The sequence below is a fragment of the Salinimicrobium oceani genome (assembly GCF_012037645.1).
Window position 1 is genome coordinate 453,325 of record NZ_JAAVJR010000001.1, and the last position, 12,419, is coordinate 465,743.

Annotated in this window: 10 protein-coding genes; all 10 read right to left on the minus strand. The window is 41.1% G+C overall.

Features of this window, described 5'->3' with window-relative positions:
• Positions 1 to 89: 89 nt before the first annotated feature.
• The 10 genes from rimO to HC175_RS02140 all read right to left on the minus strand — a co-directional run bounded on the left by rimO (position 90) and on the right by HC175_RS02140 (position 12,414).
• Entirely contained in the window at positions 90 to 1,445 is a 1,356-nt protein-coding gene (gene rimO, locus HC175_RS02095; protein WP_168136855.1) for a 30S ribosomal protein S12 methylthiotransferase RimO, read from the minus strand.
• Between the two features lie 120 nt (positions 1,446 to 1,565).
• The gene (locus HC175_RS02100) at positions 1,566 to 2,426 is read right to left on the minus strand and encodes an aminotransferase class IV (protein WP_235942496.1); all 861 of its coding nucleotides are present in this window, start codon (positions 2,424 to 2,426) and stop codon (positions 1,566 to 1,568) included.
• Between the two features lie 167 nt (positions 2,427 to 2,593).
• On the minus strand, positions 2,594 to 3,055 hold the full coding sequence (gene tnpA / locus HC175_RS02105) for an IS200/IS605 family transposase (protein WP_168136857.1): 462 nt from the start codon (positions 3,053 to 3,055) through the stop codon (positions 2,594 to 2,596).
• A gap of 1,182 nt (positions 3,056 to 4,237) precedes the next feature.
• Positions 4,238 to 6,082: a PLP-dependent aminotransferase family protein gene (locus HC175_RS02110; RefSeq protein WP_168136858.1), complete on the minus strand. Its 1,845-nt coding sequence runs from the start codon at positions 6,080 to 6,082 to the stop codon at positions 4,238 to 4,240.
• 197 nt (positions 6,083 to 6,279) lie between these two features.
• The gene (locus HC175_RS02115; protein WP_235942497.1) at positions 6,280 to 7,761 is read right to left on the minus strand and encodes an amidohydrolase family protein; all 1,482 of its coding nucleotides are present in this window, start codon (positions 7,759 to 7,761) and stop codon (positions 6,280 to 6,282) included.
• A gap of 33 nt (positions 7,762 to 7,794) precedes the next feature.
• Entirely contained in the window at positions 7,795 to 8,766 is a 972-nt protein-coding gene (locus tag HC175_RS02120) for an alpha/beta hydrolase family protein (protein WP_168136859.1), read from the minus strand.
• A 199-nt stretch (positions 8,767 to 8,965) separates the two neighbouring features.
• Positions 8,966 to 9,697: a carboxypeptidase-like regulatory domain-containing protein gene (locus HC175_RS02125; RefSeq protein ID WP_168136860.1), complete on the minus strand. Its 732-nt coding sequence runs from the start codon at positions 9,695 to 9,697 to the stop codon at positions 8,966 to 8,968.
• Positions 9,698 to 9,756: 59 nt separating this feature from the next.
• Positions 9,757 to 10,170: a hypothetical protein gene (locus HC175_RS02130; RefSeq protein WP_168136861.1), complete on the minus strand. Its 414-nt coding sequence runs from the start codon at positions 10,168 to 10,170 to the stop codon at positions 9,757 to 9,759.
• Between the two features lie 291 nt (positions 10,171 to 10,461).
• On the minus strand, positions 10,462 to 10,740 hold the full coding sequence (locus HC175_RS02135; RefSeq protein ID WP_168136862.1) for a hypothetical protein: 279 nt from the start codon (positions 10,738 to 10,740) through the stop codon (positions 10,462 to 10,464).
• 3 nt (positions 10,741 to 10,743) lie between these two features.
• Positions 10,744 to 12,414, minus strand: coding sequence for an amidase family protein (locus HC175_RS02140; RefSeq protein WP_168136863.1), 1,671 nt, complete (start codon positions 12,412 to 12,414; stop codon positions 10,744 to 10,746).
• Between the last annotated feature and the right edge of the window lie 5 nt (positions 12,415 to 12,419).

Below are 12,419 nucleotides of genomic sequence, written 5' to 3' on the forward strand. Positions count from 1 at the left end.
GTCATGCTGAACTTGTTTCAGCATCTTATAAAAAACTCACAGGTTTTGAAAATGAGGTTTAGAAATTTTATCTAATCCCTGATCACCGATTACTGACCACTCACTTTAAACAGCTCCTTCCGCTTGGGTTTTTCTACGTTAGCATTCACAGGCTCTCCAAAAAGGTCAAAATCGGCGGCATCTGTAATCTTAACATCGTAAAAATCTCCGGTTTTCAGGTAGATCTTAGTCGCATCTATGTGTACCTCGTTATCAACATCGGGGGAATCGTGTTCTGTTCTACCCACATAATTCTCCCCTTCCTTTCTGTCTATGACAACCCGAAAGGTCTTTCCTATTTTTTGCTGATTCAGTTCCCAGGAGATCTGCGACTGAATTTCCATTATTTCATTAGCCCTTTCCTGCTTCACTTCCTGCGGCACATCATCTTCAAGATTGTAAGCGTGGGTGTTCTCCTCATGAGAATAAGTAAAACAGCCAAGGCGCTCAAAACGCATGTCTTTTACCCATTGTTTCAGCTCCTGAAAATGAGCTTCAGTTTCACCCGGATACCCAACAATAAGAGTGGTTCGAATTGCCATTTCTGGCACCCTGCTGCGGAACTCCTTCAGCAAATTCGTAGTTTTTTCATGTGTGGTTCCGCGGCGCATGGACTTCAGCAGATCATCTGAAATATGCTGCAACGGAATATCGAGATAGTTACAGATCTTAGGTTCCCGTTTCATCAGGTCCAGCACATCCATTGGAAATCCGGTTGGAAATGCATAATGCAGCCTGATCCATTCAATTCCTTCAACCTTCACCAGGTTCTCAAGAAGTTCGGCTAAATTTCGCTTTTTATAGAGGTCAAGTCCGTAGTAGGTAAGATCCTGCGCAATAAGAATAAGTTCCTTCACGCCCTGTGCGGCAAGTTTTCGGGCTTCCTCCACCAGATTTTCAATAGGTGTGGATTTGTGTTTTCCACGCATTAGCGGAATAGCACAAAAGGAACACGGCCTGTCACAACCTTCGGCAATTTTCAGGTACGCGTAATTCTTCGGAGTTGTTGTTAATCGCTCTCCTACCAATTCATGCTTATAATCGGCTTCAAGGGCGGCCAGAAGTTCCGGCAGCTCGGTGGTTCCGAAATACTGATCAACATTGGGAATTTCCTTTACAAGATCTGGCTTGTAGCGCTCACTGAGACATCCGGTCACGAACACCTTGTCCACCTCACCCTGCTCCTTCAGCTCTACGTACTCTAAAATGGTATTTACCGACTGTTCTTTTGCGTTATCTATAAAGCCACAGGTATTGATCACCACAATATTTCCTTCCTGCTCATGCACCACATCCTTGTTATTGGCCTTCAACTGCCCCATCAAAACTTCACTGTCATAGACATTCTTGCTACAGCCAAGGGTGACTACATTGATCCTGTTCTTCTTTAACGACTTTGTTCTCATACAATTATAATCTTTCTTCACTTACTCGGGGAAATAATAAATTTCCTCAAAAAGGGCTGCAAAGATACGATCTTATCTTCAGAATTAAACTTTTGGGAAAAGAGTTTGAAAAATAACATTTTAGAGCCCCCGTGTCTTTTTTCTGAAAGCTTCCTGCAGCTTCTTAGTAATGGCTCCGGCTTCGGAAGAATTATATAACTCCCGGTCATTCTGAAATACCGAAGTCACGTGAAGGATCTGGGTTGTAGTACCCGTGAGGAAGATCCCTTCCATTGCTGAAAGCTCTTCAAGGCTAACGGCTTCTTCAATCACTTCAATTTCCAGTTCGGTACAAAGCTCAATCACAAATCGCCGGGTAATTCCGGAGAGAATCTCGGGGCCTTCGGGATGAGTATAGACCTTTTGGTCTTTAATAAAGAAGATACTGCTGTGAGAGCCCTCGGTAATTCTATTATTCCTGAACAAGACATTCTCAAAATGCCCTTTTTGAATAGCTTCGGAATTCAGCATGGTATTGGCCATCAAGGAAATGGATTTGATGTCACAGCGCTGCCACCTGATATCCGGAGAAAGCTTGATAGTTAATTTCCTGTCTTCAAATCCCTCAAGCTGAACGGCAAAGGCATACATTAGAAAAGTTGGTTCTACCTGCTGCGGAAAATGATGCGTACGAGGAGCTTTACCCCGTGTCACCTGCAGGTACACAGCACAATCATTTTGTGCCAAACCCGCCCGATCTACCGCCTCAAAAATGAGCTTTTTGAGATCCTTTTTTTCGAATTCAAGGTCAATTTCCTTCAGGCAGTAACTCATTCTATCCAAATGTTCCTGAAGCAAAAAAGGTTTTCCGCCGTAAAATGGCGTCACTTCATAAATCCCGTCACCAAACATGAAGCCGCGATCGAACACAGAAACTGTAGCTTCGGCTGCAGGAAGCCATTTTCCGTTCATGTAAACTTCGGAAGGATAGGAATTTTTCATAGATAGTAAAATAATATGCCTTGACATCTGAATCCCGAAGGGATGAAATAATTATAGGATCGAATGATGGACAAGCACACCCGACCCCAAAAGGGGTCGTACAGAACCCGAACCTATCATCTTTCAGCTCGCTAATTATCTTCGGAACAACCTTATAGAACCTGTAATTATTCTATCCATTGGAATAAATATTCGTCTTTGTGCTCAATCCTGTACTTGTTCAGAAACTCTTTGTATTCCTCTTTAAAAGAACGTCTCTTATGATGTTCCTTTTGATTCTTAATATATGTAATCACATTATCCAATGCAGAATGAGAATAGGAAAATGCACCGTAACCTTCCTGCCACTCAAATCTTGATTTTAAAAAATTCCTCTGATTAATAAATTCATTGGAAGCTTTCTTAATTTCTCTGACAAGATCTGATAAACAACAAGAAGGTTTCATCCCAATAAGGATGTGAATGTGGTCTGGCATTCCATTAATGGCAAGTAACTTTTGATTTTTATTTGTGATTATTCCTGTAATATATTTATACAACTCTTGTTCCCACTGCTCAGCGATTAAGCTGTTTCGGCCTTTAACAGCAAAAACAATTTGAACATACAGTTGTGAGAAGGTTCCCGGCATCGAAATTCAGTTAATGAAATCAATTTAATAAAAATAAATACTGTTTTAGAAAAAGTAGGTATTCGACCCTTTCGGGGTCGTCACATAATTTATGAAATATTTTCTATAAAAATATGACCCTTTCAGGGTCCAGGTAGCGTATTGAATTAAGTTTCGGGTCTGCTTTTTTTCCAAGTCATATTCTTAAATTCCAATGGAATTTCATTTTTATTGAAAAAATGGCGACACTTTCTTTCTGCACAAATAGGATTCAGAAATACCTTTTAGAAAGAGAATGCGACCCTTTCGGGGTCGTTACTTAATTTATGAAATGTATTCTATAAATATGACCTTTCAGGGTCCGGTTAGCGTACTGAATTAAGTTTCGGGTCTGCTTTTTTCTCCAAGTCATATTCTTGAATTCCAATGGAATTTCATCTTTTTTGAAAAAATGGCGACACTTTCTTACTGCACAAATAGGATTCAGAAATACCTTTTAGAAAGAGATTAATTCGACCCTTTCGGGGTCGTTACTTAATTTATGAAATGTATTCTACAAAAATATGACCCTTTCAGGGTCCAGGTAGCGTATTGAATTAAGTCTCGGAGTCTTCTCTGTTTTTCGTTATATTCTTAAATTCCAATGGAATTCCTTCTTTATTAAAAAATTGGCGACAATTTCTTTTTTCACAAAAAGCCATTAAAGATACCTTTTAGAAAGAGAATTCGTCCCTTTTGGGATCGTCACATAATTTATTAATTGTATTCTATAAAAATAAGACCCCTTCAGGTTCCGGTTAGTGTACTGAATTAAGTTTCGGATCTGCTTTTTTTCCAAGTCATATTCTTAAATTCCAATGGAATTTCATCTTTATTGAAAAATTCACAAATAGGATTCAGAAATACTTTTTAGAAATAGAACTATTCGACCCTTAAAAATTTAGATCCTTTCAGGGTCCATTTCGTTTACTATGTAAATTTAGCTCTCTGCCGCTTAAATCCCGAAGGGATTTCATCCATATAGCAAAATCGCCCGTATAAAGTTTCCGACCCCGCAGGGGTCGCACCAGACTAATACCCTCCTATAAAAATCCAACCTTGGAAATAGAAAATGTTCTCAGTCACACACTTACAAGTTCCCTTAAAGAAAAAATCCTCCCGAATTTACGGAAGGATCTTTAAAGATATCTTGTTCTAACAGAATTAAATCTGTTCAACGAACTCTGCAAACACCTTTTTATGATGTTCAAGATCGAGGTCTGGAGAGACAGATACCCGCGCGATATAATCCTTATCGCTTTCTTTGGTCGTCCCCTGGGTAGAGGTTGCAGGTATGGTCCAGTAACAGCCTTTCAACTGCCCGTAACTTACGCAGTACTTACTCTCATTTGGGATCTTGGTGATCATCATGTCGATCAATTTTTGATTTAGCTTTCTTTTGTAAGTCTCCTTTTCTTCAGGGGTGTTGCCTTTGGTAGGCAGATCTAAAGAAAATACTGAAGGTGTGAAACCCTGCTGAGCCAGTTCTTCAGAAACAAAATTGATCTTTGCTTCGGGTAAAGTTTTCCTAATGAAATTCACGAATGCCCGCGTGTTTTTATATGCTTCTGCAATCCGTTGATTCATGGATGGCAATTGTTCTGCCAAAATCTCCACCTGAAGAGCTGTAGCCTCATTATCGCAGAGCTGCAGATGCTTTTCAATTTTCGGCATCAGGTCAGCTGCTTTTTTATTGGCAACACAATATCCAGCCGTACACCTTCCGCCACTTGGAAACTTTGATCCGCTAACATAAGAAATTGTCCTTACGGAGGAGAGAATGCCGTTCTCTCCCAAAAACTGAACATTGGGACAAAAAGTCTGATCCAAAATAAAAACAGGATCAATAGCATCTTTTCCCGCTTCAGTCTTACGTTTTGTACTCAGCACAGTTCTCAACTTATCAAGATCGGGAACTTCAACTCTTGGATTGGTCGGGATTTCAGCAATGATATAAGGCACGGCATCTTCCTTTGCCACCTGGTTCAGGACCTGATCGATGCTCTGCACCATATCATTATCCCTGTCCACCAACAGGTCCATGATCTCTACATGATCCACGCAGGCAGCCACTCTCCTGGCCTGGTCATTTGTACCTCCGTAGCAGTTTGGAGGTACAATGATCTTGATCTTCTTTCCCCTGTGCTTGTGGAGAGCGTCGTCAACAAGTCCCATCATGATCGCATATTGCATGGAAAGACCTGAAGAGGCAAGCAGCGCCGGACTTTCGGCAGCGGTGATCTCCCTTATCGAATCGAGAACACTGGCCTTATTTGCACTTGTATCGGCCTTAGGCTCTATTGTGGAAATTTGACCAGTAAGCAACTTTAAAGCTGAAAAACAATTCGCCGGAGTCATCGCTATGGTCTCCCTCCTGCGCACATGCTGAATTTCCTTGATGTAGTTCTTATTCGCTTCTCCATTGACCAGCAACAGGCTGCCCAGTTGAGGATGCGTACTAATCAAAAAGTCGATACCCGAATTCAAATTAATTTTTCCAAAATCCTGCTCCTCTGATATAAAAACAGTACTACCATCAAACTCTGAAATCTCCTCAATTCCCTGAATCTGATTTAATTCAAAGTCATAATTATAAACGCTTCTTACTGCTTCAGCATCAAAGGCAGCGGGTAGTTCTCCCTTGCAAAGTATCCGGGTTTTTTTATTGTCAAATAAGTTCTTTCGCAGCACTGCAAGTACGGGAACCGTGCGTGAAGAAAAACTGATAACACTTTCAGGACTTAAAGTATTTAAGCTGGCAATGGTCCATTCCAATACTGTGGACAAAGGATGACCCAGCCTGATATAATCATAGGCAGTAGGAAGACCCGCCAGGGCCGAGGGATTCGATTGATTTTCATCAAATAATAGCTCGAACTGTTCTAAAAATTCAGTTTTGGCCAGTTCTTCATTGTAAATATCCAATCGATGTGTGGTTAACTTCAGCCAGTCATCTGGCATATTTTCCAGAACATCTTTTATGTAATTCAGCACTTTATTCTCTTTCATGTTATAATTTTTCAAAGAGTGTGAATATAGATTTCTTAGCGCTGTTTTAAAAACATATTGAGGAGTTTTGTTCTTATATTCCTATAGGCTTCACTTATGAGACAATGGCCTTGCTTTTCTCAGGTCCAGGGGGCCCTGCTTTGCGATTTTGATGAGGCAATTCCGAACCTTTCCCAAAAGTACAGGGTGTGCTGATTTTATTTCTCACGGATAAGATTTTCTGCATATCGAAATCCAGAGACCACAAGGTTCTTCCTGTTTTTAGCCTTTTCCTCAAAGGAATTGAGCTGTTTTCTGTTGATCTTTCGGCCGTTTACAAAAACCAGCTCAGGTCTCTTCAGGGCCGATAGATCCTCGAGAGGATTATTATTCAGCAACAGCAGATTTGCGATTTTTCCTTTTTCAATGCTGCCCATATTTTCCATGACGGCATGAGTTCCTGAAGCATTGTAAGTAGCTGTTTTAAGGACCTCATAATTGGTTAGCCCAGCTTCTTTATAAAAGCCGAGTTCCCTGTGAATAGAAAAACCCGGAACGGTGACTCCAATACCGGCATCTGTTCCGCAAATAATAGGAACTCCCGCTTCATGCATTTCCCTTATGATCTTTAGATGAAACTCATGTTGCGCCTTTATGGAACCGACTATTGCCCGATCTGTCCTTTTAGAATCCTGCCACCTGTCAAATTGCGCCTGGCTGTCCACCTTTCTGATAAGAGGATTCATGTATTGCAGATTTTCGGAATCCAGGATCTTATCATTTGTGAGGATCTGATAAATGTTGTTGTAAACGGTTAAAGTTGGACAAAATTTCGTGGTTCCGGAGGCCGAGAAATCTGAAACTACTTCCTTTAATTTAATAGTATCCAGAACATAATTCAGAGGTTGCTGAATGATATCCTCGGCATGTTCTACAGAGCGTATCTGCGGTTTAAAATGGTAATTATAGGATACTTTTTGTGAGGGATGTGCTATAATGTCCATTTGCGAGGCTGCAGCCTGTTCAACAACAGCATCAAATATTTCGGGAGTTAAGCCGTAATAGGTCTTGATGAAATCGTAACCTCTTTTCTTATAGAAAATCACCCTGGCCTTCGCCTCTTCGGCACTTCTCAGCTGTAAGTTGTCATCGCCAATATATTCAGGTCCGGTAAGTTTTGGCCCCGTTGTAAAGAAAAGTGGAGCTATGATCTCAGCATTATTGACTGCCTCCTTCATTCTTAAATGCATGGGTAATCCCCAAAGATTCCTTACCGCCGTGACGCCATTGGAAAGATATAATCCCAGCTCATATTCATCCCAAACGTGCACATGCATATCGATTAAACCCGGAGTTAGAAATTTCCCGTCTCCCTTGATAATTTCTACACCTTCAACCGTGAATTTATCACTGATGTTCTCGATGACGCCTTCCTTAATATAAACCGTTTTTCCAGTCAAAACAGTATCTGCATTCATGGGAATTACATTCACATTCTGCACCAGGTATGAATTGTTAGCAAAGGCTCCTTCTTTTTCCACTTTTAAATAGCCTGTGCCCCGACTATCTATCCAAATGAGGATAAGCGCTGTTAAGAGGAGAATTCCAAAGAGGGAAAGCACGATTTTCAGAAGCTTTTTAAATATTTTCATGGTGTTGGAGTGGTCGATGTGAGCGTATAGAAATCGTCTCCTTTGCATTTAAACTGGTTTCAGCAAATGCAATACAGGGGGTTACTTTCCGTGATATTTCATGTTTGGCAAGGCTTCATCATTCTTTAAATACCTGTCAAACCAGTGGAGAACCAGATCATTTACTTCATTTTTAAATTCAGAAATTCCATGGTCGCCACCCTCAAACATCACCAGCCTGTATGGAATTCGATATTTCTCAAATTGGAGAGCCATATTTAAACTCTGCTCTGGTTTAACCCGCCAGTCGGCATTTCCATGTAACATGAGAATGGGAACATCTTTAGGAAAGCGATCTACCCATTTTACGGCAGATCTTTTCTCAAGTTCTGCCTGCTTATTTTTGTCATATTCCGGAATCAATTCTGCCAGGACGCCCTTTTCCATTTCGGGTCGGTCGGCAATGGTCTGGAAGTTATCTGAAACTGCACCACCTACCACAGCTGCCTTAATTTTTTCAGTCTGGGTAAGAGCGATATAGGTCATCATACCGCCACGACTCCATCCATACATTCCAATTTTACTGGTGTTGGCAGATGGTATTTCCTTTAACACTTCTGGTAGAATGGTGATATCGTTGACATCTTTACCTCCAAATTCTTCCTGGCCTTCGCCCCCGGCATTCCCCCTGTACTGGCTTGCAATAACCACATAACCCTCTTTTGCAATCTGGCCAAGAGTAATGGCACCATGGGCGATAACCAAGGATCCAAAATTCCGATTTCCACCGCGGTTATAAATGATACAAGGATAATCTCCTTTTTTCTTTGGTTTTACAAGAAGACCATTCACTTTAAGACCATCACTAAGGTAGGTGATACTGTAAATGTCGATGCTATCCATATATTGGAAGTTCTCCTTCCAGACTTTTTCTCCATTGACTTCAGTGGTTAGTCGTGGATAAATGGGCGTTTCCGAAAGGTCGGAGATTAAATGTTGTCTTAGAAGAAGTTTTTCCTGAGCCTTTCCGGAAGCAAATAAAAAGAGGCAAGCTAAAAGATAAACGTATTTCATGGCCGTACTGGAATTGAATTAATAAAGCTGCACGAGGAAGGAGCAATATGCATTAAAGATTTAACCGACTGATTCCTTCTGTTTTTAAAAATACAATTTTTTCTTAAAACTGTGTTTTTTGCGTTAATTGTCAAGCATTTGGATATCGTCTTTACCTATTGTAGTACGGTGGCAACACAGGCGAGGTTATGCAATGAATTTACTGACAGGTGGTGCTGTCCTTCTTCCCTGTAAACAATTTACTGAAGAAGTTGCCAATTCTGGAAAAGAGGTTTTGCCTGCGGATAATTACCACCTCACCCATGATATACGTATCGAGCTTCATTTGTATTTTTAGATGCCGGCTTTTCCTGTAAAATCTGTATTCCTGGGTTTCAAAACCTATGTAAGAGAAAACCAAAAAATTTTCTTCAGCCAATTCAGCAACAGGAATAATTATAGAGAAATTACCGTGAAAATCGGTTTGAGTGGCTATTTGAGTATTCTTCAAATGTATATTCACTCCAGGTAAGACAAGCTCATCGGTATCAAAAACGGTTCCTTCTATTTTAATGGAATCTGTTACAGGTTGCTTCTGAAAAACGCTCCTCCATTTGCTTACTCCTGAATGTTCAATTGGAGCAGAATTATTGCCCGCGCTTGCAGGTGCCGAAAATCCAAGAATCGTACCCAGGCCAAGCATAAATACGAGCTTTGAAAGGTGAAGGTTTTGTTTTGAGGGATCAAAACAAGCATCCTGAAGTTGGGTTTTGTCAAACCGCCCACAGATTTTCTTCTCCTGCACAAGGATACTCAGGATCTCATTTCTCCTGTACCCGCTAAAGTCCATAACACCTTTTTGACACTGCTCACAGAACCTACCATTTTTAAGCCCTGTCATCCTGTTCCAATCCTGGTTACAAGGCTCTTTTATTTCTAATTTCGTGCGCATTATTGTCTGATCTTCAAATCCTAATATACATTTTTACCTCAGCATTAATGCCCTGCTCATCAAAGCTTCTGCGGAACCTTTTCTCTCTTACGATGTAGGGTCCAGTAGATCTCAATTATTGCTATGCAGATTATGATCATGAACGAATTGATCTTGTTCAAGGTGGTGTGAGCTGCAAAACCACTAATTAAGGTGTATAGCGCCACAAGCATTAAAATAACACTTACTACCAGACTAAAGATATAACTGAACAATCGGGATATGGGATAAATGCCCAAATGCCTAATTATTTGCAGTACCGCATAATACAAAAAGAGTAAACTGGAACCTAAGATCAAACCCATATCCAGGGCAGCGATCCTGGAAAAGTCATCAGAAACAAGTAACCTGTAATCGATCTGAAGAATTCTAAAAAGAAGGTAAGCTGAAACATAAATGCCTGCTATTATTGAAAGTATCTTAAGTCTGCTCATATAATTCTGTTCAAAAATGTAAGCTTGTGGTAATTAATAGGCGTCAAAAAAGCCCTTTTTGAGAGGTCTTTAGTTGAGCTCAATACCTTCAGAAGAAGCTATGCTAATTCTTCCTGCTGCCTCTAAAGCTATTAAAAATCTGTTAGAGAAATGTACTTCCTATCTTCACAATCAGTTTCGCTCAGCAAGAGCTGATCTTAAGAGGTCTCAAAAATGTCATTTTCGGGAGGAGAGTCGAAAAAAAAAGCGGCTGGAATTAAATTCAGCCGCTTTATATTTTTGCCATTTTTTTCAAAGCACTAGCTGCTGCTGTACCCAAAGACTGAACTGCGCTTCATAGATCCTGGTGAGAATGATCACCGCTGCTCCTATTCCTACAAACCACCAGGAATATTGCTCCCGTCTTACTAAAATCCAGGCTATACTGCCCAGTAGAAGATAAGGTAGCATTAACAGCAGGTTGGGTACGAGCCAGGCTCCTCCAAAAAGGGCAATAGCCTTCATAAGGATATAAAAGATACTGTAAAAAAGGATGATCTTCGTAAGGATCACCAGGTTTCTCTGTGACATCAATTATCGGTAATTCCCGGGTGCTTTTCTGAGATTGGTCTGCTGTTCAAAACCATATCCTATTTCCAGCAACTTATCCTCCTCAAAGGGTTTAGCTATAAAGGTAATGCTCTTTGGTTCTCCCGTCTTTTCTAGTCCGGCAGGAACTGCAAGCGCGGGATATTTGGCCACGGCTGCATAAGCTGCATGGTAATTATTTATCGAAGCCACAGCATCCAGGTTGTGTTGCTGCATTGGCACGTCGAAAAACTTTCGGCCGTTACGTTCCAGCTCGGCAGATATCCTTTCAAGCTCTGCTGCACTGGTAGTATCGGCTACAATTGCATCAAAAAGCTGTTGCCCATATGGTGCTCTTAGCAGGCTGTCTTTCAAGTTATATTTGGTAATGGCCTCCACATTTTTAAAGGTAACTTCGCTACCGGCATATTTAGATAAATATTGTGGCAGGTCCTTCTTCATATCGGCGTTGAGCAGGGTTAGAAAGTTATCCAGCTGCACTTCGGGCGCATCAAATTCGACCACAATTGCTCCTTCATTCCTCATTTGTTCTACAGCTGACTTATATAAGGAATCTGACAACAATGATCTCATGACGCCAATCCTCTTTCCATGAAGGCCTTCAGAAGAAAGTCCTCTCAGGTAATTCTTTCCGCCTTCTACAGAAACCGCATCTTCTACGTCTTTTCCGGTAAGGGCGTTCAGCAGGATCGCATTATCTATCACAAACTTGGTCATGGGTCCAGGGGTGTCTAAAGTGCTGGAAATTGGAACAATTCCGCTGCGGCTCAACAGGCCAATTGTCGGCTTTAAACCCACTACAGAATTCTTGGAAGCAGGTGATAAAATTGAACCTGCAGTCTCTGTTCCTATCGCGGCCACCGCGTAATTTGCTGCTACCGCCACGCCACTTCCAGAACTGGAACCTCCGGTTTCAAATTCTTTTCTTCCGTAGGGATTCAGTGTTTGACCACCAACTGCACTATATCCTAATGGGCAGCCATCGCAGAAATAATACGCCCATTCACTTAGATTTACTTTCCCAAGAATAAGCGCTTTGTGCCGCTCTAAACGATCAACAATAAAGGCATTTTTGGAAGGTTTGTTCTCTGCAAGTGCAAGTGCTCCAGCCGTAGTCTTCATGCCTGCAGTGTTTATGTTGTCCTTTAAGAGGATAGGCATACCGTAAACTGACTGCTCATTAACTGCCGGGGCACCACGGGCATCGAGCTGCCTTGCCTGCTCCACCACTTCAGGATTAAGGGCAATAACGGCATTCAGGGATTTATTGTTGTCACTTTCAATTTGACGTATCCTGTAGATATAAAAAAGTGTAAGATCTTCATAGCTAAGTTCGCCGGCTTTAATAGATCGCTGTAATTCAGGAATACTTCTTTCGAGAATAATTGGCTTTAGCCGCTCATATTTTTCAGAAGAGAATTCTGCCAGATCCTTTTCAAAGGGAGCCCAAATATTGTTCTTATCAAGATATTTTGAATTGATCAATTTAAAGCGCATTCTCTCATTTTCATGAGCTGCCTGGGCTTCGAGTTCTTCAGTTTCGTCTACAGCTTCCCAGCGCACCTGGGGGCCAGCCGCAGTCTCTCCTTGTTTGGGATCGATTTTACATGAAAATAACAACAGACTTAAAAAAGAGAGTAGGTAAATTTTTTTCATAAGGA

Excerpts from the sequence above, each read along its gene's own strand:
- rimO (WP_168136855.1), bottom strand. The coding sequence starts at position 1,445 with ATGAGAACAAAGTCGTTAAAGAAGAACAGGATCAATGTAGTCACCCTT.
- HC175_RS02100 (WP_235942496.1), bottom strand. The coding sequence starts at position 2,426 with ATGAAAAATTCCTATCCTTCCGAAGTTTACATGAACGGAAAATGGCTT.
- tnpA (WP_168136857.1), bottom strand. The coding sequence starts at position 3,055 with ATGCCGGGAACCTTCTCACAACTGTATGTTCAAATTGTTTTTGCTGTT.
- HC175_RS02110 (WP_168136858.1), bottom strand. The coding sequence starts at position 6,082 with ATGAAAGAGAATAAAGTGCTGAATTACATAAAAGATGTTCTGGAAAAT.
- HC175_RS02115 (WP_235942497.1), bottom strand. The coding sequence starts at position 7,761 with ATGCAAAGGAGACGATTTCTATACGCTCACATCGACCACTCCAACACC.
- HC175_RS02120 (WP_168136859.1), bottom strand. The coding sequence starts at position 8,766 with ATGAAATACGTTTATCTTTTAGCTTGCCTCTTTTTATTTGCTTCCGGA.
- HC175_RS02125 (WP_168136860.1), bottom strand. The coding sequence starts at position 9,697 with ATGCGCACGAAATTAGAAATAAAAGAGCCTTGTAACCAGGATTGGAAC.
- HC175_RS02130 (WP_168136861.1), bottom strand. The coding sequence starts at position 10,170 with ATGAGCAGACTTAAGATACTTTCAATAATAGCAGGCATTTATGTTTCA.
- HC175_RS02135 (WP_168136862.1), bottom strand. The coding sequence starts at position 10,740 with ATGTCACAGAGAAACCTGGTGATCCTTACGAAGATCATCCTTTTTTAC.
- HC175_RS02140 (WP_168136863.1), bottom strand. The coding sequence starts at position 12,414 with ATGAAAAAAATTTACCTACTCTCTTTTTTAAGTCTGTTGTTATTTTCA.